The organism is Micromonospora sp. NBC_01412, from assembly GCF_045040215.1.
GTDB lineage: Bacteria > Actinomycetota > Actinomycetes > Mycobacteriales > Micromonosporaceae > Micromonospora > Micromonospora rubida.
Map to the genome: position 1 here is coordinate 1777879 of NZ_CP109528.1, position 22997 is coordinate 1800875.

Genomic DNA, 22997 nt, shown 5'->3' on the forward strand with positions numbered 1-22997 from the left:
GATGACCACCACGACGCCCACGCTTCCCGCCGGGGCCCAGGCCACCGGAAAACCCACCACGGCCTCCGGACGGGTCCGCAAGCGGCTGAACAGCCGCACCGCGACGGTGATCTCGGTCGTTATCGCGGTGGTCTGGACGATCCCGACCTTCGGCCTGCTCGTCTCCTCCGTCCGGCCCGAGGACCAGATCAAGTCCAACGGCTGGTGGACGTTCTTCACCGACCCGCAGTTCACCCTGGAGAACTACCAGGACGTGCTGTTCGGCAGCTCGTCCTCGTCGGGACAGCTCGCCAGCTACTTCATCAACTCGCTGGCGATCACCATCCCGTCGGTGTTGTTCCCGCTCGCGTTCGCGTCCCTGGCCGCGTACGCACTGGCGTGGATCAACTTCAAGGGCCGGGACTGGATGTACATCGCGATCTTCGCGTTGCAGATCGTCCCGCTGCAGATGGCCATCGTGCCGCTGCTGAAGTTCTTCTCCACCGGTGTCAGCCTGGGCGGGATCACCATCATGCCCGCCTGGGACCTGGTCGACGAGCAGAAGTTCGCACAGGTGTGGTTCGCGCACACCTGCTTCGCGCTTCCGTTCGCCGTCTTCCTGCTGCACAACTTCATCTCGCAGCTGCCCAAGGACCTGATGGAGGCGGCCCGGGTCGACGGGGCCACCCACCCGAAGATCTTCCGCACCATCGTCCTGCCGCTGATCACCCCGGCCATCGCGGCCTTCGGGATCTTCCAGTTCCTCTGGGTCTGGAACGACCTGCTGGTCGCGCTGATCTTCGCCGGGGGCGGCAACGAGACCGCACCGCTCACCGTCCGGCTGGCCGAGATGGCCGGCACCCGGGGCAACGAGTGGCAGCGGCTGACCGCCGGTGCGTTCGTCTCGATGGTCGTACCGCTGGTCGTGTTCCTGTCGCTCCAGCGGTACTTCGTGCGTGGCCTGCTCGCCGGCAGCGTAAAGGGCTGAACCGGACGACCGCCGCCGCCCGAAACCGGGCGGCGGCGGTCGGGTTCCGAACCAGGGTAACCATGACGAAGATCGATGATGTCGCCCGCCTGGCCGGGGTCTCCACGGCCACCGTCTCCCGCGCGCTGCGCAGCCTCCCGACCGTCTCCGCGGCCACCCGCCGCCGGGTGCTCGCCGCCGCCGAACAGCTCCAGTACGCGGTCTCGCCGAGCGCGTCGCGGCTGGCCAGCGGCCGGACCGCCACCGTGGCGGTGGTGGTCCCCCGGATCACCCGCTGGTTCTTCGGCACCGTGGTCGAGGCGGTCGAGGAGACCCTGAACGAGTCCGGCTACGACTTCCTGCTCTACAACCTCGGCGGCCGGGAACGTACCCGGCAGCGGGTGCTGCGTGCCGCGAACCTGAACAAGCGGGTGGACGCGGTCATACTGGTCGCCACCCCGCTGCGCCCGACCGAACTGGCCGAGCTGACCACGCTGGACCTGCCCGGGGTGACCATCAGTTCCGGCAGCGGCGTGCCCGGCTGGCCCTGCGTACGAATAGACGACGTGGCGGCGGCGCGGACCGCCACCCGCCACCTGCTCGACCTGGGTCACCGCCGGGTCGCCCACATCTCCGGCGACCCCGACGACGAGCTGGCCTTCACCGCCCACCTGGACCGCCGCCGGGGCTACCAGGACGCGCTGCGCGCCGCCGGCGTGCCCCTGGACCCGAGCCTCGACATCGAGTCGAAGTTGACCGTCGACGGCGGCAACCTGGCCGCCGTCGAGCTGCTCGCCCGGGGCGAACCGCCGACGGCGATCTTCGCCGCCTGCGACGAGATGGCGATGGGCGCGATGCGCGCCCTGCGCGACGCCGGCCTACGGGTGCCGCAGGACGTCAGCGTCATCGGCATCGACGACCACGAGCTGTCCGGGGTGCTCGGGCTGAGCACGATCGCCCAGCCGGCGGCGGAGCAGGGCCGACTCGCGGCCCGCATCCTGCTCGACCCGCTCCGCGGTCGGGCCCTCCCCGCGCCGGTCCGGCGGGCCGTCCCCGGCCAGCTCGGCAGGAGACCGGCCGACCCGGCGTCCGAGCCGATGATCCTGCCCACCCGGCTCGTCGTGCGCGACTCGACCGCGCCGCCCCGGCCAGACTGAACGGATTCACCCGCCCGCCGAGCGGGAACATGACCGGGCGGGAACACGGCGTCGACACACGGGAGAAGGCCCTGAACACCAACGCGACCCACCAGGAACCGTCCGCCGGCCCGGCCACCGGTTGGTGGACCGAGGCCGTCATCTACCAGATCTACCCGCGCTCGTTCGCCGACTCCGACGGCGACGGGATCGGCGACCTGCCGGGCATCACCGCCCGCCTCGACCACCTGGTCGAGCTGGGGGCGGACGCGATCTGGCTCTCGCCGTTCTATCCCTCGCCGCAGGCGGACGCCGGCTACGACGTGGCCGACTACCGGGACGTGGACCCGCTGTTCGGTCGGCTCGCCGACGCCGACCGGCTGATCGCCGAGGCCCGCGCCCGCGACCTGCGGGTGATCGTGGACCTGGTGCCCAACCACACCTCGTCGGCGCACCGCTGGTTCCAGGCGGCCCGCCCCGCCGCGCCCGGCAGCCCGGAGCGCGCCCGGTACGTCTTCCGCGACGGCCTCGGCCCCGACGGCGACCGCCCGCCGAACGACTGGCGCAGCGTCTTCGGCGGCCCGGCATGGACCCGGGTCACCGAGCCGGACGGCCGCCCCGGCCAGTGGTACCTGCACCTTTTCGACCCGGGCCAGCCCGACCTCAACTGGGACAGCGTGGAGGTCCGCGCCGAGTTCCTGGACGTGTTGCGGTTCTGGCTGGACCGCGGGGTCGACGGCTTCCGGGTCGACGTGGCGCACGGGCTGGTCAAGCAGGCCGACCTGGCGGACTGGCAGGAGCCACAGGCGATCCTCTCCGGCAACGAGGTCGACAAGCCGCGCCCGCCCATGTGGGACCAGGACGGCGTGCACGAGGTCTACCGGGACTGGCGGCGCCTGCTCGACGAGTACCCCGGGGAGCGGATCCTGGTCGCCGAGGCGTGGGTGGAGCCGGCCGAGCGGCTGGCCCGGTACGTCCGGCCCGACGAGATGCACCAGGCGTTCAACTTCGAGTACCTGCTCGCCGCCTGGACCGCCCCCGCCCAGTACGCCGTGGTCACCCGCTCGCTGGAGGCCACCGACAAGGTGGGCGCCCCCACCACCTGGGTGCTGTCCAACCACGACGTCGTCCGGCACGCCTCCCGGCTCGGCCTGCCCGTCGGCACCCCCAAGCCTAACGGCATCGGCGTCGGCGACCCGCAGCCGGACGCCGCGCTCGGCCTGCGCCGGGCCCGGGCGGCCAGCCTGCTGATGCTGGCCCTGCCCGGCTCCGCGTACCTGTTCCAGGGCGAGGAGTTGGGGCTGCCGGAGCACATGACGCTGCCCGACGAGGCCCGGCAGGACCCGACCTGGGAGCGCAGCGGGCACACCGAACGGGGCCGGGACGGCTGCCGGGTGCCGATCCCGTGGGAGGCCGACGCCCCGTCGTACGGCTTCGGGCCGACCGATGCGAGCTGGCTGCCGCAGCCGCCGGTGTGGGCCGAGTACGCCCTGGACCGGCAGCGCGGGGTGCCCGGCTCGACGTACGAGCTGTACCGGACCGCGCTGCGGCTGCGCCGCGAGCACGGGCTGGGCCGGGGCGCCCTGTTCTGGCTCTCCTCCGGCGACGAGGTACTGGCCTTCCGCAACGGCGAGGTGGCCGTGCTGACCAACTTCGGTGACGCGGCCGCGCCACTGCCGGCCGGGGCCGAGGTGCTGCACGCCAGCGCCCCGCTGACCGCCGACGGCGCGGTCCCGACCGACGTCACCGTCTGGTACCGGGCCGCCTGACAGGCGCGGGCAGGGCCCCTTCCCGGGAGGGGCCCTGCCTCACAGGCGGTCGGCGCGGGCGTGCAGCAGGTCGTGCACGGCGTCGATGTCCCGGGGCGAGGTGCGGGAGGCGAGCCAGTACATGACCCCGGTGGGGATGAAGAAGAGCTGGAACGCGGCCAGCCCGACGGCGTAGTTCAACGGCGGCGGGAAGGCCACCCGCAGGGCGTGGAAGGCCACCCCGACCAGCCCGTTGCCGGCGGCCCGGCCGACCCCGTTGACCAGGTTGCCGAGGCTGTAGACGGTGCCCCGGTGCTCCGGCGGGTTGACGTCGGCGATCAGGGCGAACCAGTTCGGCGAGTTCGCCGAGGTGAGCGCCAGCGCCAGCACGGCGGTGAGCAGGCTCAGCCCGACCGTCGGCTCGGTGACGACGCTGGCCAGCACCGCTCCGACGATCGCGCCGGTGCCACCGCCGTCGGGCACGTCGATGCGGATCGGCACGAAGAACAGGACCAGGTAGAACGGCAGGGCCGCGAGGATGCCCACGGCCGCGACCAGCGCCCTGCCCCGGGGGGTACGCCGCTGGAGCGCGTCGCCGACCAGGCCCCCGACGATGGAGAACACCCCGCCGAGCTGGAACAGGGTGGCGAAGACGCTGCCCACCACGATGGCCGTGGCCGCCGAGTAGCCCTGGTCCTCGGCCCGCTCGGCGAAGAGCACCGGCAGCCAGACCAGCGACCCGAAGGCGGCCTGGGCGGTCAGGCCCTGGAGCACCAGCCACCGGTTGGTCCGGCGGTCCAGGATCCGGGGCAGGTCGGCCCGGGTGATCCGGTAGTCGTACTCGGCGCCGGTGGCGAGCGCCTCGGCCAGCTCCGGCTCGCTCTGCCCGCGCCGGATGCCGTACGTGAACAGGTACGCGCAGGTCGCGGCCAGCCCGACGACGGTGAGCAGCCAGAACGGCCGCCGCCACTCGGTGGCGCCGAGCAGCCCGCCGGCGAGCGTCCCGGCCAGGGTGCCGACGCCCTGGGACAGCCCCCAGAAGCTCATCACCAGCCCGCGTCGGCGCGGCGAGATCAGGTCGGTGACCACCGAGAAGCCGACCGAGCCGACCGCGCCGAGGCCCACCGCCGCGACGAGCTGGGCGGCGAGGAACGTCGGGTAGTTCTGGGCCAGGGCGCTGCCGCCGGTGCCGGCCGCCCAGACCAGGGTGCCGATCATCAGCAGCGGCTTGCGGTCGGTCCGGTCGCCGACGTACGCCCAGCCGACCGCAGCGACGGCGCTGACCAGGAAACTGACTGCGGTGACCAGGCCGAGCAGCCGCTGCGGCACGCCGAGCGCCCCGGAAATCGGCCCGTACAGCGGCGGGACGAGGCCGATCGCCACGTTGTCCAGCGAGGCGAGCAGCACGAAGACCACGACGCTGTAGAGCCGGTGGACCGGGCCGCCGCCCCGGGCCGCCCGGGGCCCGCTCCTGGTCGAGGTCATGTCGGGCAGCCAACCAGGCGCGGACGACGGCCCGGTGAGCGACCCCCCACCGGCGGCCCGGCAAATAGCCCGCCCCCCTCCGGGGCGGCCCTGTCCGGTCAGAGGTAGCCGCCGATCTCGGCATGGACGGAGGGGGTGGTGGGGACGCCGGCGCGCAGCGCGTACAGCTCGGCCAGCGTCGCCCCGACGGACGGCACCCCGGCGGCGGTGCCGAGCCAGTCGGTGGCCTCCGGGTACGACAGCGGGCCCACCTCGATCCGGGCCAGGCAGCGGCCGGGGCGGACCACCGCCGGGTGCAGCCGGGACAGGTCCTCGTTCGTGCTGATCGCGACGAGCACGTCCCGCCCCTGCCCGAGCAGCCCGTCGGTGAGGTTGAGCAGCCGGGACAGCGCCTGCCCGGTGGCCTGCTTCGCCTCGCTGCGGATCAGCTCGTCGCAGTCCTCCAGGATGAGCAGCCGCCACCGCCGGCCGGCGCCGCCCTCCCCGTCCTCCTCCTCGCCGACGGCGACCTCTGACAGGTACGACGTGTCGGAGAAGAGCACTTCGGGGTCGAGCACGCTGTCGACCTGGCACCACTGCCGCCACTGCCGGCTCAGCGCCCGCAGGGCGGTGGTCTTCCCGGTGCCGGGCGCGCCGTGCAGCAGCACCAGCCGGCCGGTGATGGTCTCCGGGGTGACCGCCATCAGCGCGTCCAGGCCGGCCCGCGCGGTCGCCGTGTAGTTGCCGCGGATCTGCGGCCAGTCGGGGGCGGCGATGGACCGCAGGTCCCGCTGGGCGCCCCGGCGCGGGTTCTGGTGCCAGAAGCCGATCCGTCCGGTGGCCAGGTCCTCCGGCTCGGCCGCCCCTTCCACGATCCGGTCGAGGGCCGCCCGGCCGACCTCGTCGCTGACGGCGGTGACGGTCACCTCGGCGCCCCGTCCCTTCCAGATCACCACCCGGGCGGTCCAGCCATCGCCGGCCAGCAGCCGGGACCGCTGCCGGTTCTCGGTGGCGGTGCGCAGCAGCCGCCCGTCGGGCGGGGTGAGGGTCGCCTCGGGACGGATCCGGGACAGCCGCACGGTTTGTGACCAGGGGTGTCGGCCGGTGACGAAGTCCGCCAGCGCCAGCGCGTCGATCACGTCGCACGGCGTGTCCGCGTCGTCGTACTGGAGGACCGAGGGCAGGTGACGCGGGCCGTCACCGGCGGGGATGGTCAGCATCAGTCGATGATCCCCAGCCGGGACGGTCCGCGTACAGCCCATTACGCCGGATCGACGCGGTCGAGCACCCGGTCGCGGGCGGCGGCGTAGCGCTCGCGGACGGCGGGGACGGGGTCGGCGGAGTGTTCCTCGGCACCGGCCGGGGACCACTCGGGCGGGGCGTCGCCGCCGAGGGCGAGCCAGGCGGCCTGGCGGGCCGCTCCGTCGGCGACGTACTCCCCCGGTGGCGGGACGACGACCGGCCGGCCGAAGACCTGCGGCGCGATGCGACGCACCGCCGCCGAGCGGGCGCCGCCGCCGACCAGGATCACCCGGTCGGCCCGGGCCCCCTGGGCGACCAGCGCGTCGAGGCCGTCGGCGAGCGCGCAGAGCATCCCCTCGACGGCCGCCCGGGCGAGGTGGGCGGGGGTCGAGGTGGCCAGGGTCAGCCCGTGCACCGCGCCGGTGGCGGACGGCCGGTCCGGGGTGCGCTCGCCCTCCAGGTAGGGCACCACGACCAGCCCGTCCGCGCCGGGCGGCGCGGACAGCGCCAGGTCGGACAGCTCGTCCAGGCCGACCCGGAGCAGACCGGCGGCGGCATCGAGCACCCGGGCGGCGTTGAGCGTGCAGACCAGCGGCAGGTACCGGCCGGTGGCGTCGGCGAACCCGGCCACCGCGCCGCTGGGGTCGGCGGCCGGGGCGTCGGCGACGCTGAACACGGTGCCGGAGGTGCCGAGGGAGACGACCACGTCGCCGGGCCGGGCGCCGACGCCGAGCGCCGCAGCGGCGTTATCCCCGGCCCCCGGCCCGAGCGGCACCCCGCCGGTGGCCGGGCCGGCCCCGGGTGGCGGGCCGGCCAGGGCGGTCGGGTCCAGGGTTCCGGCGGCCTCGGCGGGACCCAGCACGACGGGGACCCCCAGCCGACGGCCGAAGACGCGTTCCAGCAGGTCGAGGCGGTACTCCCCGGTGGCCGGGGACCAGTAGCCGGTGCCGCTGGCGTCGCTGCGGTCGGTGCGCAGGGCGGCCAGGCCCGGCGCGCCGGCCAGCCGCCAGGTCAGCCAGTCGTGCGGCAGGCAGACGGCGGCCACCCGGGCGGCGTTGGCCGGCTCGTGCCGGGCTAGCCAGCGCAGCTTGGTGGCGGTGAAGCTGGCCACCGGGACCAGCCCCACGGCGTCGGCCCAGAACCGGCGGCCGGCCGCGCCGCCGCCGGCCTCCTCGATCAGCTCGGCGGCGGCCCCGGCCGACCGGGTGTCGTTCCACAGCAGCGCGGGCCGCACCACTCGGCCCGCCTCGTCGAGGCACACCATGCCGTGCTGCTGCCCGGCGACGGAGACCGCGGCGACGTCGCCGAGCCCGCCGGCGGCGTCGACGGCCGACCGCAGGGCATGCCACCAGGCCTGCGGGTCGACCTCGGTGCCGTCGGGGTGCCGGGCGCGGCCCTCGCGGACCGGCTCGCCGGTCTCGGCGTCGCGGATCACCAGCTTGCAGGACTGGGTGGACGAGTCGAACCCGGCGACCAGGGGCACGGCGGCGACCTCAGCGGGCGCCGAGCAGGTGCTCGACGGCGAGCTGGTTGAGCCGGACGAAGCCGAAGCCCTTCGCGGCGGCGGCATCCACGTCGTATTCCTCGAACGCGGTGCGGTCGGCGAGCAGGTCGGCGTAGCCCTCGCCGGGGGCGAGGGTCGGGGCGGCCAGCTCGGTGACCCGGCTGGCGGCCAGCGCCTCGGCCACCTCCGGATCGGCCCGGAACGCCGCGGCCCGCTCCTTGAGCAGCAGGTAGGTGCGCATGTTCGCCTCGGCCGAGGCCCACACCCCGGTGAAGTCCTCGGTGCGGGAGGGTTTGTAGTCGAAGTGCCGGGGGCCGTCGTAGGCCGGGCCGCCGTCCGGGCCGCCGTGTTCCAGCAGGTCGACCAGGGCGAACGCGTTGAGCAGGTCGCCGTGGCCGAAGACCAGGTCCTGGTCGTACTTGATGCCGCGCTGGCCGTTGAGGTCGAGGTGGAACAGCTTGCCCTGCCAGAGCGCCTGGGCGACGCCGTGGACGTAGTTCAGCCCGGCCATCTGCTCGTGGCCGACCTCGGGGTTGAGGCCGACCAGGTCCGGGCGGGCCAGGGTGGAGATGAACGCCAGCGCGTGCCCGATGGTCGGCAGCAGGATGTCGCCGCGCGGCTCGTTCGGCTTCGGCTCGATGGCGAAGCGCAGGTCGTATCCCTGGTCGACGACGTACTGGCAGAGCAGGTCGACGGCCTCGCGGTAGCGGTCCAGCGCGGAACGGACGTCCTTGGCCAGGTCGTACTCGGCGCCCTCCCGGCCGCCCCACATGACGAAGGTGCGGGCGCCCAGCTCGACGGCGAGATCGACGTTGCGCAGCACCTTGCGCAGCGCGTACCGCCGCACGTCGCGGTCGTTGCTGGTGAATCCGCCGTCCTTGAACACGGGATGGGTGAAGAGGTTGGTGGTGACCATCGGGACGACCAGCCCGGTCTCGTCGAGCGCCTTGCGGAACCGGGTGATGCGGCCGTCGCGGGTGGCGGTGCCCGCGCCGAAGGGGATCAGGTCGTCGTCGTGGAGGGTGATCCCGTACGCGCCCAGCTCGGCGAGCTTGTGCACGGCCTCGACGGCGTCCAGCTCCGGGCGGGTGGCGTCGCCGAACGGGTCGCGGGCCTGCCAGCCCACCGTCCAGAGGCCGAAGGAGAACTTGTCGGCGGGGGTGGGACGGGTCACCATGGCAGACCTCCGGCAGCTATTTGTTCAATGGTTGAATTATTTGACTGGCGTGTGGCAGTGTCAAGGGGTGATCCGTCCCGCCGCTCCGGCCGCGGCCGTCCGCCAGGGCAGCCTGCGCGAGCTGAACCTCGCCGTGGTGCTCGGCCGGATCGCCGCCGCGCCCCGCCCACCGTCGCGGGCCGACGTGGCCGCCGCGACCGGCCTGACCCGGGCCACCGTCTCGGCCGTGGTCGACGACCTCGTCGCCGGCCGGCTGGTGGGCGAGTCGGAGCCGGCTCCCCGCACCGGCGCCGGGCGCCCGGCCAGAGGCCTGGTGCTGGCCGGCAACGGCCCGGCCGGGCTGGGCCTGGAGATCAACGTCGACTACCTGGCCGCCTGCGTGGTCGACCTGGCCGGCGGGGTCCGGCACCACACCGTGCGCCGGGCCGACCTGCGCCCGGTTTCCCCCGCCGACACGCTGGCCCGGCTCGTCGGGCTGGCCGACGCCGCCCGGGCCGACGCCGAGCGGCAGGGGCTCACCCTGGCCGGGGCCGCCCTAGCGGTGCCCGGGCTGGTCGACGCGGCCGGGCTGGTCCGGCTCGCCCCGAACCTCGGCTGGCGGGACGTGCCCGTCCCCGAACTGCTCTCCGGCCATCCCCCGCTGGTCGAGCCGGTCCCCGGCATCCCGCCGCTGGTGGTGGAGAACGAGGCCAACCTGGCCGCGCTGGGCGAGCTGCACGCCGGCCCGGACGGGCCGGTCAGCTTCCTGCACGTCTCCGGCGAGGTCGGCATCGGCGCCGGGATCGTCCTCGACGGCGCCCTCTTCCGGGGCGTACGCGGCTGGAGCGGCGAGATCGGTCACATCCCCGTCCAGCCGGAGGGCCGACCCTGCCGGTGCGGCGGCCGGGGCTGCCTCGAACGGTACGCCGGTCAGGAGGCCGTCCTCGCCGCCGCCGGGCTGGACCGGGCGGACCTGCCGGCCGACACCGCCGCGGCCCGGCTGGCCGACCTCGCGCTCGCCGAGCACCCCGCCACCCGGGCGGCCCTGGCCGAGGCGGGGCGGGCACTCGGGGTCGCGGTGGCCTGCGTGGTGAACCTGCTGGACCTCGACACCGTGGTGCTCGGCGGCGGATACGCCCTGCTCACACCCTGGTTGCGGCCACCGCTGCTGGCCGAGGTGTCCCGGCTGGTGCTCACCGCCGGCTGGTCGCCGGTGACCGTGCGTCCCTCGGCGCTCGGCCCGGAGGCCGCCGTGGTCGGCGCGGCCGGCTCCGTCGTCCGACGGATCGTCGCCGACCCGGTCGGGTGGCTGAACCGCACCGGCTGACCCGCTCCTTGTCGATGTGCGGCGGACGCCCTCGCCCCGTGATCCGGGTCGTCGACCCGCAACCGCTGCGACCGGGGATGCGGACCGGGGTCAGGCCGTACGCGACCAGCCGCCCGAAGCGGCCTCGCCGGGCCACCCGCTCGGGGCGTCGTCGGACGACCGGCCGCGCGGCATTCCGCCGGGCCGGTTCCCGCTCGACCAGCCGGCCTGCGGCTCCCCCGGGGGCCAGTCACCCGGCCCGGTCGCCGTCGCCCGCTCCCCCGACCTGGTCTCGGCGGACGGCTCCGCCACCGGCGGCTCCGGCGGGTGCCGGTGCCGGGCCGCCGCGTCGAACTCCTGGAGGCCGGCGAGCAGCGCCTGTCGCCCCTCTGGGGTCATCCCGGCCAGGATCACGGCCAGCCGCTGCCGGCGGTCGGCCCGCAGCTCGGCGAGGAGCCGTTCGGCCTCTGCGGTGAGGTGCAGGGATATCTCCCGGCGGTCGGACCGGCCGGGCTCGCGCTCCAGCATGCCTGCGGCCACCAGCCGGTCGCAGAGCCGGCTGGCCGAGGAGAGCAGCATGTCGAGCAGCGTCGCCAGCCGGCGCAGGTTGATCCCGTCGTGCTGCTCGACCACCATCACCGCGCGCAGTTGCGCCCCCGAGAGCCGGTTGGTGGTCCGCTCGCGCGCCGCCTCGAAGACCGTGAGCAGGGTGCTGGCGGCCGCATCGAGTGCGGCGGCCATACTCGCTTCTGGTCCGCGTGGACCGTGTTCTTCGGACATGGTGGGCACGAGACTACCCGGCGTCCCTGGTCGCCGGCCCCTCCGAACAGAGGAGCGACGATGAGCGGTGCGGAAGACCGGGCCCGCCGGACGCTGACCGAGGCCCCGGCCGACCTGCTGGTCAGCCGACTCGCCGCGGACCTCGAACGGTCGTACGGGATCACGGACGTCGAACTGCTCCAGGTCGACTACCGGCTCTCGACGCTGCTTCCGCTCACGGAAGGTGAGCCGGTGACCGGGCCGGGACACCCGGCCTGGCGGTGCTTCGACCACCAGGAGCCGATCCTGGCCGACCGGACCGGCTACTTTCCGGTGAGCATGCGGGGGGAACGGCGCGGGGTGCTGCGGGTCACCCCGTTCCCCGAGGACCCGGCCGCCCGCGACGAGCTGCTCGGGATCGCCACCGCCCTCGGCCACGAGCTGGTGGCGGTGAACGACGGCACCGACGTGTACCGGACCTCCCGTCGCAGCCGCCGGCTCACCCTTGCCGCCGAGATGCAGTGGGAGCTGCTGCCCGGCCGGAGCCGGATCCGCCCCTCGTTCAGCCTGGCCGGGCAGCTCGAACCGGCGTACGCGGTGCGTGGCGACAGCTTCGACTGGTCCGACGACGGGGACCGGCTGTGGCTGTCGACGATCAACGGGATGGGTGAGGGGGTCGTCGCGTCCGCGCTGACCGCGCTGGCCACCCATGCCCTGCGCAACGCCCGACGGGGCGGGCTCTGCCTGGCCGACCAGGCGGCGCTGGCCGACCAGGCGGTGTACGCCCTGCACCGGGGCGAGCAGCACGTCTCGGCGTTGCTGCTGGAGCTGGACCTGGCCAGCGGGGCAATGACGGTGGTCGACGCCGGCTCGCCCCGGCTGGTGCTGCTGCGCGACGGCGAGGTGGTCGAGCAGCCCCTGGAGGCGCAGTTCCCGCTGGGCATGTTCGACGGGACCGACTACCGGGAGCAGCAGTTCACGCTGTGCCGAGGGGACCGGCTCTTCGTCCTCAGCGACGGCGTCATCGAGGCGACCGGCCAGGACGTCCGGTACGGCGAGACGGCGCTGGACCGGTTCCTGCGCCGGACCGGCCCGATGGAGCCGCTGGAGGCGGTCCGGTCGCTGCTCGGCGACCTGCGGGCGTTCGTCGCCGGCGACCTCATCGACGACGCGGTGGTGGTCTGCCTGGACTGGACCGGCCCTCAGCCGTGACCGGGCCCGCCGCCGGGGCGGGGTCGCTGCCGGCGCCGGAGCCGGTGCCGCCCCGTGGCCGGGTGGTCAGTAGGCGCCCCGGCTGCGCATCACCGCGCCGAAGGTCTTCCACATGATGGTCAGGTCGGCGGCGAGCGACCAGTTCTCCACGTAGTAGAGATCGAGCCGGATGCCGTCCTCCCAGCTCAGGTCGGACCGGCCGCTGACCTGCCAGAGGCCGGTCATGCCGGGCTTGACCAGCAACCGCCGGGCCACGTCGCCGTCGTAGCGGGCCACCTCGGAGGGCAGCGGCGGGCGCGGGCCGACGAGGCTCATCTGGCCGAGCAGCACGTTCGCCAACTGGGGCAGCTCGTCCAGCGACCACTTGCGCAGCACCCGGCCGACCCGGGTCACCCGGGGGTCGTCGCGCATCTTGAACATCAGGCCGTCGGTCTCGTTGCGGGCGGCCAGCTCGGCGAGCAGGGCGTCGGCGTTGACCACCATGGTGCGGAACTTGAACACCCCGAACTCCCGGCCGCCCTGGCCGACCCGGGTCTGCCGGAACAGCACCGGCCCCCGGCTGTCGACCTTGATGGCCAGCGCGATCACCGCCAGCAGCGGCAGGAGCAGCGCCAGCGCCACGGTGGCGGCGGACCGGTCGACGAAGCCCTTGACCAGCTTGCGGGCCCCCCGGAACTCGGGGGCCTCGACGTGGATCAGGGGCAGGCCGGCGACCGGCCGGGTGTGGATGCGGGGGCCGGCCACGTCGGTCAGCGCGGGCGCGACGACCAGGTCCACCCCGGTCCCCTCCAGCTGCCAGCCGAGCCGCCGCAGCCGGGTCGCGGTCAGCTCGCCGGAGGCGGTGACCGCCACGGTGTCGGCGCCGATCGCGGTGGCCGCCTGCGGGATGCCCCGGAACGAGCCGACCACCGGGACGTCGCCGAGCCGCTGCGGCACCGGTGCCAGCAGCGCGTCCGGGATGCAGGCGCCGACCACCTGGTAGCCGGCGTACGGCTCCCGGCGCAGCTGGTGCACCAGCTCCAGCACGTGCGCGGTGTCGCCGACCACCAGGACCTTGCGGGACCAGCCCCGGCCCTGGGACCGGGCCCGGTGCAGCCGCTTGCGGGCGGCGAACCGGACCACCTCCAGGCCCAGCATGCCCACCGCGAACGAGATGGCCAGGAAGCCCCGGGAGACGCCGACGTCGGCGATGTAGCCGGCGATCGCGGTGCCCCCGGCGAGCCGCAGGCTGGCCGCGCTCACCCGGCGGTACTCGTCGGCGCCGTAGCCCAGCACCCGGTCGTCGTAGCAGCGCAGCACCTTGAGCGAGACCAGCCAGGTGAGCACGAGCGCGGGCGCGACCACGACGTACGGGATCTTCGAGCCCACCGGCTCCTCGTCGCCGAAGCGGGCGACGTAGCCGACCAGCACGGCGACGGCCAGCACGGCCGTGTCCAGCACCACCAGCATGCGGACGTACGCCCGCTCGTCGACGCGGGCCACCGGCCCGGCCCGGTGGTCACCAGGACGCGACGGCGTCCTGGTGGGTGTCAACAGCGTCGTCGATGTCACCGGCCCTCCCCACTTCTGCTGAGGCCGACCCCGGTCGACGGTCGGTCATCTTCACAGGACCAGCGACGGCGGAGCACCCCGACATCTTGCCTCAGAACCATAGCCACCGATCGCCTCGGACGTATTGCCGTCATTTGCTGCGGAGGAGCATCCACGGAAGGACGTCCCGTCGCACCGGGACCACCGGCGCGAAGGTCCGATCTGCACTGATTGGTGACTCAGCGTGGAGCGTTCGGGCGGAGCGCGATCGCCTTCAGGAAGATGTCACCGATCCTGGTCGGGTCCTCGGTGACGAAGCTCCCCCCACCGGTGACCTTGGTGATCGACTCCAGTTCGGCCTTGCTGACGTCGGCGCCGATGCCGATGATGACGACCTGGACCGGCCGCTCGGGGTCGGCGATCCGCTTCAGCTCGGAGAGCAGCTTCTGCTGGGGGATGCCGTCGTCGTCGTTCTTGCCGTCGGTGAACAGCACCACCGAGTTGACCCGGCCCGGTTCCCAGCCGTTCTGGACCTCCTGGTACGCGGCCAGCAAAGTGTCGTACAGGCCGGTGTCGCCGTTCGAGGGCCGGATCGTGGCCAGCCCCCGCTCCAGCCGGGTGCGGTTGCCCGACAGCGGATTGATCGGCACCAGCTCGCGGTAGTCCCGGTCGCCCACCAGCCTCGTGGAGAAGGTCCACAGCCCGATCGACCAGGAGTCGTCGAACAGGTTCAGGCCCCGGCTGGCCGCCGCCACCGTGACCTGCTCCCGGGTGGCGTTGTTGGCGCCCGGCACGGGCTGCTTCATCGAACCGGAGACGTCGATCACGCACAGCATCCGGCCGGACTGGGTGGCGATCGACCAGCTGGAGACGGCGCGCTCGATCGCCGCCGGGTCCAGGAAGCCGGAACCGTTGCCTCCCGGCGCGGGCGTCGCGCCCGCGCCGCCCGCCGGGCTCGGCGCCCCCTGCGGCGCCTTGAATCCCTCGCCCCAGCCGCCGTCCGGCGCGCGCAGCGACCGCTCGGCCAGCCGGTCGCGGAATCCGGGCGCGGTGAGCACCTTGAACAGGACCCGGGCGGCGGACTGCTTCGCCGGATCGACACCGGGCAGCACCGCGTACGGGTAGTCCAGCGGCACCGGCGCCGGTTCGAGGTAGAGCGCCGCCAGCGGGATCGGCGGTTTCCCCTTGTTGTACGCCATCACGTCCTCCTCGGACAGCGCTGCGGCGCCGAGGCCGCTGGCGATCGCCGTCGGGTCGGAGGAACGCGGGAAGCGGGCGAGCAGGTCCTCGCGCAGCGCGGACCGGCCGGTGGCCAGCGCCCGCAGCGTGCCGGTGGTCGCCGCCTGCGCGTCGCCGCCGGAGGCACCGGCCGCCGCAGTCAACGACAGCAGCCCGGACAGGCCGGCCGCGTCCTGGGTCGGCTCCACGATCCCGGTACGCAGCGGCTTGCTGCTGCTCACCTGCCGCAGCAGGTCGGACCAGGTCAGCTTCTTCTCCGGCCAGCCGAGCCGGGAGGAGGCCACCGGCTCGGGCACCGCCACCACGACCGGGCTGCGGGCGATGGAACCGCCGTTGCTCGGGGCGAACGCGGTGGCCCCGGCGCTCTTCAGCCGCAGCAGCCAGGTCGAGGAGTCCGGCACCCACACGTCCGGGGTGACCACGGCACCGCTGGCCTGGCCCACACCGGGAAGCTGCACGCCGTGCTTGCTGGCCACGGCCGCGGCGACGTCCACGGAGTCGACGGCCGAGACGTCGACCGCGATGCAGGTGCCACCGGCCGCCGCGCCGTCGGCCACCCACCCGGCGGCCGCGGCCCGCACCGCGGGCGCGAGCTCGGGGGACGCCGCGACGGTGAGCTGGACCTGCCCCGAGCATGCCGGCTGCACCAGTTGGCGGTACCCGAACCAGGCGCCCGCGACGACGACGACCAGCGCGGTCGCCGAGGCGACGGCACCTGCTCCGCGGAGACTTGAACGCATACGATGGCGGCCCGACACGGTGACCATCTTGCGTAACCGCTGCGGGCACTGCCACGTCCGTTCGGACGAAAGTTACCCAGCAGACACAACCCTCGACCGTTTCGCGACCCTGAGTCACCAGCTCGTCTCCTGGCGTTGCCTGACCGCCTCTGAACAGGGCCGGAGCGCGGTGCCGGTGGCCGCCCGGTCAGACCAGGACGCAGGTCGGGCTGGGCACCGGGACGGGCTCGCCGACCGGCGTCGGCACCCCCGTCGCCGGGTCCACCTGGAACACCCGGACCATGTCGGCGCGTTCGTCCGCGACGTAGAGGTGCCAGCCGGCCAGCGCGATGTGCCGGGGCCACTCCCCGCCGGTCTCCACCTCGGCGACCAGCTCGGGCAGCTCCCCCGCCAGCGCGAAGACCGACACCGTGCCGGCGCCCCGGTTGCCGACGTAGAGGAAGCGGCCGTCCGCGCCGACCGTGATCTCGGAGGGCTGGACGTGGCCGGCGCGGGTGCTGGCGTTTACCCGGCCGCGCTGGTGCAGCGCCCCGTCCGGGGTCAGCTCGTACGCGGTCACGGTGCCGTCCAGCTCCCCCGCCAGCCAGCAGCGCCGGCCGTCCGGGTGCCTGGCCAGGTGCCGGGGGCCCGAGCCGGCCGCCGTGTGCACCCGGGGGGCCCGGGGCACCAGCCGGCCGGAGGCGGCGTCGAGGTCGTACCGGTAGACGGAGTCGGTGCCGAGGTCGACGGCGAGCAGCGGCCCGGCGTCCGGCGCGGGGGACACCATGTGGCAGTGCGCCCTCTCCTGGCGCTGCGGGTCCGGCCCGTGCCCGGAGTGCACCACCAGGTCGCTGCGCTCGCCCGGGACGCCCTGCGGGTCGAGCGGGAGGACGGCGACGCTGCCGCCGCCGTAGTTGGCGACGACCAGGTGCCCACCGGCCGGGGTGACCGCCAGGTGACAGGGCTCCGCGCCGCCGGTGCCCTGCACGCCCAGCGGGGTCAGGTCGCCGTCCGGGCCGACAAGGAACGCGCTGACCTCCCCCTCGGCCAGCTCGTTCACGGCGTAGAGCACCGGCAGGGCGGGATGCCGGACGAGGAAGGACGGCGACGGGGTGACCGCGACGGTGCCGAGCGGGGTCAGCGCGCCGGTTCCCGGGTCCCGCCGGGCGGCGATGATCCCGTCGCCCCGGCCGCCGCTGGCCGCCGTGTAGCCCCCGAGGTGGACGATCGTCTGCTGCCCGGTCACCCGATCCGCCTTCCGCCGCTGTCTGTGTCGATCCCACCAGTTCTTTCCCCGCCACCCGCCGAGTCAGCCCTGATTTCCGCGAATCGACCCGATCGCCCTCGGACCGCGAGCCGCACCGGGCCCGGGTCAGGCCACCGGCACCGGCTCGCCGCGCTGCCGGGCGACGTGCTCGACCAGCGAGATCAGCACCAGCTTGCCGGACTGCCGGTCCCGGGCGTCGCAGAACACCAGCGGCACCTCCGGGTCCAGGTCCAGGGCCTGCCGTACGGAGTCCAGGCTGAACCGGCGGCCGTCGTCGAAGCAGTTCACCCCGACCACGAACGGGATGTTCCGCTGCTCGAAGTAGTCGATCGACGGGAAGCAGTCGGCCAGCCGGCGGGTGTCGGCGAGCACCACCGCGCCGAGGGCCCCGAAGGCCAACTCGTCCCAGAGGAACCAGAACCGGTCCTGGCCGGGCGTGCCGAAGAGGTAGACCTGGAGGTCCTCGTTGATGGTGATCCGGCCGAAGTCCATCGCCACCGTGGTGGTCGACTTCCCCTCCACCCCGGAGGTGTCGTCGACGCCGATTCCGGCCCCGGTAAGGACCTCCTCGGTCTGCAACGGCCGGACCTCGCTCAACGCGCTCACCAGCGTCGTCTTGCCGGCGCCGAAGCCGCCGGCGATCAAGATCTTCAGGGCCAGCGGGATCCGCACCCCTGTTCCGTCACGGTCATAGCGCACGGAGTCCACTGACCACCGCCTTGAGGATGTTGTCGTCGGGTAGGAAAGTGGTGCCGGCCGGCGCGTGCACGGAGACCAGGCCACGGGCGAGCAGGTCGCCGACCAGCACCCGGACCACGCCGACCGCGAGGTCCAGCTCGGCGGCGAGCTCGGCGACCGGCACCGGCCGGCGGGCCAGCTCGACCATGCGCCGGTGCTCCGGGTGCAGTCGCGGGTGGGCGGTGGGGTCCACGACCCGGTCGGCGAGCACGAAGGCCACCAGGTCGAGACCGACCGGCGGCCGGACCCGACCCCCGGTCAGGGTGTACGGGCGGACCACCGGCCCGGCGTCGGCGTCCAGCCACTCGTGCTGCGGCCCGGGAGACTCAGCCCGCATCGGCGGCACCCGACCCGGCCCGGGCCGGCGCGGTGAGGTTCTCGCCCACCCGGATCACCAGCATCGCCATCTCGTACGCCACCAGGCCGATGTCCGCGTCGGCCTCGGCGACCACCGCCAGGCACGCGCCCTGGCCGGCGGCGGTGACGAAGAGATATGCCGACTCCATCTCCACCACGGTCTGCCGGACTCCCCCGGCGTCGAGGTGCCGGCTGGCGCCCTTGGCCAGGCTGGAGAAGCCGGAGGCCAGGGCGCAGAGATGCTCGGCGTCGCTGCGGTCGGAGTCGGCCGAGGCGCCGAGCAGCAGCCCGTCCGCCGACAGCACCACCGCCTGGCGGGCGGACGGGACACGTTCCACCAGGTCGTCGAGCAACCAGTCGAGATCGACGTTCGGCTTCGTCGTGTGCACCACTAGGCATCCCTCTCAGTTGCGGTCGGGGGTTGCGGAAGCGCCGCCGGGGTGTCCGGATCCGGTGACGCGTCGGCGGCGGAGGCGGCCGAGGCGGTGGTGGGGACGGGCGGCACGGGACCGCCGGCGGCGCCGTCCCGGCGACCCCGGGCGGTGCCGGCCTGGAGGGCGGACATCAGCCGGCGGGCCTCCTCCGGGGCGCGCGGGGCCGGCGCGTCCAGGGCGGCCGGCCGGGGGCGGGCGGCGGGACCCCGCCGGCGCACCCGACGGGGCAGGCCGTCGCCCTCACCGGACGGGTCGACCGGCACGGCGCGGCTGGGGACCAGGGGCACCACGGCGCTCTGCGAGTCGGCCCGCTCCCGGGTGATCCGGGCCGGACGCGTCCGGGGCAGGGTGCTGAGCCGGGTCACCTTGGCCATCCGCCGGTCGTCGGCCGAGCCGTCCGGCGCGACGGCCGACGGCCCGGGCGGCTCGGCGGTAACCAGGTCCGGCGGGACCAGCACCACGGCGGTGACCCCACCCTGGGCCGCCCGGCGAAGCCGCACCCGGACCCCGTGCCGGGCGGCGAGCCGGGCCACCACGAACAACCCGAGCCGGGCGCTGTCGGCCGGGTCGAACTCCGGCGACGCCGCCAGCCGCCGGTTGGCCTCCTCCATCGCCGGGGCGGACATGCCCAGCCCCTGGTCGGTGATCTCCAGCGCGTACCCGTTGGGCAGGCTCTGCCCGCGCACCGCCACGCGGGTGCCCGGCGGGGAGAACGCGGTGGCGTTCTCCACCAGTTCGGCGAGCAGGTGGGTGACGTCGCCGACCGCGCGGCCCACCGTGGCGGCCGACTGCACGTCGATGATGTCGACCCGGTCGTACGACTCGACCTCGGAAATGGCGCCCCGGACCAGGTCGACCATCGCTACCGGGTTGCGCCAGCCCCGGCCGGGCGCGGCACCGGCCAGGATGACCAGGTCCTCGGCGTGCCGGCGGAGCCGGGTGGCCAGGTGGTCCACCCGGAACAGCTCGGCCAGCTCGTCCGGGTCCTCGACGCGGCGCTCCATCCGGTCCAGCAGGGCGAGCTGCCGGTGCACCAGGCCCTGGCTGCGCCGGGCGATGTTGAGGAAGACCTCGTTGAGCCCCCGGCGCAGGCTGACCTCGTCGACGGCGGCGCGCACGGCTGTGCGGCCCACCTCGTTGAAGGCGTGGCCGACCTGGCCGATCTCGTCGCGGCCGTACTCCAGCACGGGCGCCTCCCGGGCCACGTCCACGTCCTCGCCGCGGCGCAGCCGGGCCACCACGTCCGGCAGCCGGTGTTCGGCCATCTCCAGCGCGGCGGTGCGCACCCCGGAGAGCCGCTGCGCCAGCGACCGGCCCACCCGCAGGGACACCAACACCGACACCACCACGGCGGCGAGCCCGAGCACGCCTGCGGCCCCGAGGCGGGCGAGGATGCCGATCGCCACCGGGACCGTCCGCTCGGCCAATCCGTCGGCCTGGGTCAGCTCGAAGTCGCGCAGGCCCTGCTGGACGGCGTCCTGGCTGGCCTGCCAGGCCCGGACGTCCACGGCGGGTGCCCGGACGGGGTCGGCCCGGATCAGGGCGTCCTGGAGGGCCCGCAGCCGGACGAAGGCGTCGCTCTCGGCCAGCCGCTGGTACGCGGCCCGGCCGTCGGCCGGCAGGTCGGCCACCGCGGACTCGATCAGGAAGCGCTGGTTGCCGATGGTCTGCACGAGCTGGGCGTGTTCGCCCTCGGCGAAGCGCCCGCTGACCAGCACCCCGGCGAGCAGCGCGTCGGCCTGCCCGAGCAGCTCCCGGGAGCGGCCGAGCGCGGTCAGCGCCAGGGCCTGCCGGTTCAGGTCGTCGTCGGGCAGCGTGGCCAGCGCCGAGAACGCCTGGAACGCCGCGCCGACCATGCCGCTGTAGAGCCCGATCGCGCCGGTCCGGTCGACCTCCCGGCGGTCGATGAAGCCCCGGCCGGTGGGCAGCCCGTCCAGCGCGCCGAGCAGCCGGTCGACGCGGGCGTCGAGCAGGTCGTCGGCGGCGTCGCGCAGGCGTTCGCCGGAGACCCGGCCGCGCAGCTCGGCGACCGCGACGTCGGTACGCCGCCGCTGTTCGGCCAGCGCCGGCAGCGCGGCGTCGCCGGCGAGCTGCACCACGCTGAGCCGGCGCTCCCGTTGCAGCTCGGCGACGACCGTCTCGCCCGGCCGGCCGAGGTCGGACAGGAGGGTGCTGACGGAGAGCAGGTCCAGGGCCGGGCTGAGGGTGAGGGTGGTCGCGAAGATCCAGAGCACCAGCAGCGCGCTCACCGGCGCGACGACCAGCGCCGTCAGCTTCGAGCGGATCGGCCAGTCGCGGGTGTTCATCAGACCTCGCCCGGAAGGTGTGGCAGCGGGTGGCGCCGGCGCCGACACGTGCTTCCGCCCGCCGCGGCACCGAGGCACCGGCACGGCGCCTTGGGCAGGATACGTAATCGCCGGCCGTTGCGGTACCGCTCCTCTTGCCCCGCGCGCTCACCCCGGCACCCTCCGCGGTGGACGGTGGATGCGCGAGCGCCCCGCCCGATGTCGGGCGGGGCGCTCGTCGGTGCCGGTCAGGCCTGGTGGATCAGGCGTCGGCGGAGATGCCGAGGCCCTCGGCGACCCGGCGGCCGTACTGCTCGTCGCACTGGTCGAAGTGCCACACCATCTTCTCCTGGATGTGCTTGTCACACTGGCCCAGCAGCGTGATCATGTTCTTCACCAGGTCGTCGCGCTCCCACTCGGGCATGGTGCGGAACCGCTCGCCGGCCTGGGCGTAGTTGTTCTGCCGCTCGATCGGGGCCCGCATGAGCTGACCGGAGACGAACGGGCGGTACTCCCGGTACGACTCGTCGGCCTCCTGGAGGCCGGCGACAGTGGACGGCTCGAAGTTGATGTGCGGATTGCCGCCCCGGTTGTCCACCCCGTACGACATTTGGCCACCGTCCTGGTTGGTGCTGACCTGGACGTCCTCGCGCGGCGCGTTGACGGGGAGCTGGAGGTAGTTCGGGCCGACCCGGTAGCGCTGGGTGTCCGAGTAGGAGAACGTCCGGCCGACCAGCATCTTGTCGTCGGAGAAGTCCAGGCCGTCGACCAGCACACCGGTGCCGAAGGCGATCTGCTCGTTCTCGTTGTGGAAGTTGGTGACGTTGCGGTTGAGCGTCATCACCCCGGCCGGGCGCAGCGGGAAGACGTCCTCCGGCCAGGTCTTGGTGTCGTCGAGCGGGTCGAAGTCCAGCTCCGGGTGCTCGTCGTCGCTCATGATCTGGACGTTGAGCTCCCACTGCGGGTGTTCGCCGCGCTCGATCGCCTCGTGGAGGTCCTTGGAGGCGTGGCCCAGCTCGGTGGCCTGGATCGCCGCCGCCTGCTCCTCGGTCAGCGACTCGACGCCCTGGCGCGACTTCCAGTGGTACTTGACCAGCACGCCCTCACCGGCGGCGTTGACCATCCGGTAGGTGTTCACCCCGAAGCCGTCCTGGGTGCGGTAGTTGGCCGGGATGCCCCGAGGGCTGAACAGCCAGGTCAGCATGTGCATCGACTCGGGCGTGTTCGACATGAAGTCGAAGATCCGGTTCGGCTCCTGGCGGAAGGTCACCGGGTCCGGCTTCAGCGCGTGGATCACGTCCGGGAACTTGATCGCGTCCCGGATGAAGAAGATCGGCAGGTTGTTGCCGACCAGGTCCCAGTTGCCGTCCTCGGTGCGGAACTTCACCGCGAAGCCGCGCGGGTCGCGCGCCGCCTCGGAGGAGTCCCGGCCGCCGATGACGGTGGAGAAGCGGATGGAGACCGGGGTCTTCTTGCCCTTGGTCTGGAACAGCTTGGCCCGGGTGTAGGTGGACGCCGGCTCGTCGCCGATCGTCCCGTACGCCTCGAACTCGCCGTGCGCGACGAAGCCGCGGGCGTGCACCACCCGCTCCGGGATGCGCTCCCGGTCGAAGTGGCTGATCTTCTCCAGGAAGTGGTAGTTCTCCAGCGTCGCCGGGCCGCGCGAGCCGACCGTCCGCTGCTGCTGGTTGTTGTGCACGGGGTGGCCCTGACGGGTCGTGAGGGTCGGCTTGCTGGCCTGTGGGTCGCTCATCGCTCTCCTCCGGTTGCGTCGGACCTGATCGGCATCACCCCACCCTGGCCCGCTTTCTGGAACCAGTCAAGTTTTCGCCGGGGTCGGTCGTGTGGGCCGGGTCATCGCGCCGCCCGGGAACCGGACGCCGGGGCACAGCGCGCCCGGAACCGCCCGTTGCCGCGCCCGGTACCCGGGATCACCCAGGAAATTCCCCCGGATC

General features: G+C 74.0%; 18 protein-coding genes. 5 read left to right on the plus strand and 13 right to left on the minus strand.

The window, feature by feature from the left end; all coding sequences use genetic code 11:
- Position 1 precedes the first annotated feature (1 nt).
- From OG617_RS07895 to OG617_RS07905, 3 genes are all read left to right on the plus strand, one after another.
- Complete coding sequence (locus tag OG617_RS07895) at positions 2–967, plus strand: carbohydrate ABC transporter permease (protein ID WP_405100024.1); 966 nt, start codon at positions 2–4, stop codon at positions 965–967.
- Positions 968–1029: 62 nt separating this feature from the next.
- Positions 1030–2103, plus strand: coding sequence for a LacI family DNA-binding transcriptional regulator (locus tag OG617_RS07900; protein ID WP_405100026.1), 1074 nt, complete (start codon positions 1030–1032; stop codon positions 2101–2103).
- Positions 2104–2174: 71 nt separating this feature from the next.
- Complete coding sequence (locus OG617_RS07905; RefSeq protein WP_405103543.1) at positions 2175–3851, plus strand: glycoside hydrolase family 13 protein; 1677 nt, start codon at positions 2175–2177, stop codon at positions 3849–3851.
- A 39-nt stretch (positions 3852–3890) separates the two neighbouring features.
- On the opposite strand, the gene OG617_RS07910 is transcribed toward OG617_RS07905, so the two are convergent.
- The 4 genes from OG617_RS07910 to xylA all read right to left on the minus strand — a co-directional run bounded on the left by OG617_RS07910 (position 3891) and on the right by xylA (position 9217).
- Positions 3891–5315: an MFS transporter gene (locus OG617_RS07910; protein ID WP_405100028.1), complete on the minus strand. Its 1425-nt coding sequence runs from the start codon at positions 5313–5315 to the stop codon at positions 3891–3893.
- A 98-nt stretch (positions 5316–5413) separates the two neighbouring features.
- Positions 5414–6514: a DUF5925 domain-containing protein gene (locus OG617_RS07915; RefSeq protein WP_405100030.1), complete on the minus strand. Its 1101-nt coding sequence runs from the start codon at positions 6512–6514 to the stop codon at positions 5414–5416.
- 41 nt (positions 6515–6555) lie between these two features.
- Positions 6556–8019, minus strand: a complete 1464-nt coding sequence (gene xylB, locus OG617_RS07920; protein WP_405100032.1) for a xylulokinase — start codon at positions 8017–8019, stop codon at positions 6556–6558.
- A gap of 10 nt (positions 8020–8029) precedes the next feature.
- Positions 8030–9217 carry a xylose isomerase gene (gene xylA / locus OG617_RS07925; protein ID WP_405100034.1) on the minus strand — a complete coding sequence of 396 codons (1188 nt, stop codon included), beginning with the start codon at positions 9215–9217 and terminating at the stop codon, positions 8030–8032.
- 67 nt (positions 9218–9284) lie between these two features.
- Here xylA and OG617_RS07930 point away from each other — a divergent pair, with 67 nt between their 5' ends.
- Complete coding sequence (locus OG617_RS07930) at positions 9285–10523, plus strand: ROK family protein (RefSeq protein ID WP_405100036.1); 1239 nt, start codon at positions 9285–9287, stop codon at positions 10521–10523.
- 90 nt (positions 10524–10613) lie between these two features.
- Here the strand turns inward: OG617_RS07930 and OG617_RS07935 are convergent, their stop codons facing one another.
- Positions 10614–11243, minus strand: coding sequence for a MarR family winged helix-turn-helix transcriptional regulator (locus tag OG617_RS07935; protein WP_405100038.1), 630 nt, complete (start codon positions 11241–11243; stop codon positions 10614–10616).
- Positions 11244–11342: 99 nt separating this feature from the next.
- Between OG617_RS07935 and OG617_RS07940 the strand changes: the two genes are divergently transcribed.
- On the plus strand, positions 11343–12473 hold the full coding sequence (locus tag OG617_RS07940; protein ID WP_405100040.1) for a PP2C family protein-serine/threonine phosphatase: 1131 nt from the start codon (positions 11343–11345) through the stop codon (positions 12471–12473).
- Positions 12474–12539: 66 nt separating this feature from the next.
- Here the strand turns inward: OG617_RS07940 and OG617_RS07945 are convergent, their stop codons facing one another.
- The 8 genes from OG617_RS07945 to OG617_RS07980 form a co-directional block, all read right to left on the minus strand.
- On the minus strand, positions 12540–14024 hold the full coding sequence (locus OG617_RS07945) for a sugar transferase (RefSeq protein WP_405100042.1): 1485 nt from the start codon (positions 14022–14024) through the stop codon (positions 12540–12542).
- A 218-nt stretch (positions 14025–14242) separates the two neighbouring features.
- Complete coding sequence (locus OG617_RS07950) at positions 14243–15982, minus strand: substrate-binding domain-containing protein (RefSeq protein ID WP_405100044.1); 1740 nt, start codon at positions 15980–15982, stop codon at positions 14243–14245.
- A 187-nt stretch (positions 15983–16169) separates the two neighbouring features.
- On the minus strand, positions 16170–17207 hold the full coding sequence (locus OG617_RS07955) for a lactonase family protein (protein ID WP_405100046.1): 1038 nt from the start codon (positions 17205–17207) through the stop codon (positions 16170–16172).
- Positions 17208–17333: 126 nt separating this feature from the next.
- Entirely contained in the window at positions 17334–17936 is a 603-nt protein-coding gene (locus tag OG617_RS07960) for a GTP-binding protein (protein WP_405100048.1), read from the minus strand.
- A complete protein-coding gene (locus OG617_RS07965) occupies positions 17917–18303 on the minus strand; it encodes a DUF742 domain-containing protein (protein WP_405100050.1) in 387 nt (128 codons plus the stop codon). Before OG617_RS07965 ends, OG617_RS07960 begins: the two co-directional genes overlap by 20 nt.
- Positions 18293–18715, minus strand: coding sequence for a roadblock/LC7 domain-containing protein (locus tag OG617_RS07970; RefSeq protein ID WP_405100052.1), 423 nt, complete (start codon positions 18713–18715; stop codon positions 18293–18295). The genes OG617_RS07965 and OG617_RS07970 overlap by 11 nt, the downstream gene beginning before the upstream one ends.
- Complete coding sequence (locus OG617_RS07975) at positions 18715–21063, minus strand: nitrate- and nitrite sensing domain-containing protein (protein ID WP_405100054.1); 2349 nt, start codon at positions 21061–21063, stop codon at positions 18715–18717. Before OG617_RS07975 ends, OG617_RS07970 begins: the two co-directional genes overlap by 1 nt.
- Before the next feature lie 241 nt (positions 21064–21304).
- Positions 21305–22795, minus strand: a complete 1491-nt coding sequence (locus tag OG617_RS07980; protein WP_405100056.1) for a catalase — start codon at positions 22793–22795, stop codon at positions 21305–21307.
- Between the last annotated feature and the right edge of the window lie 202 nt (positions 22796–22997).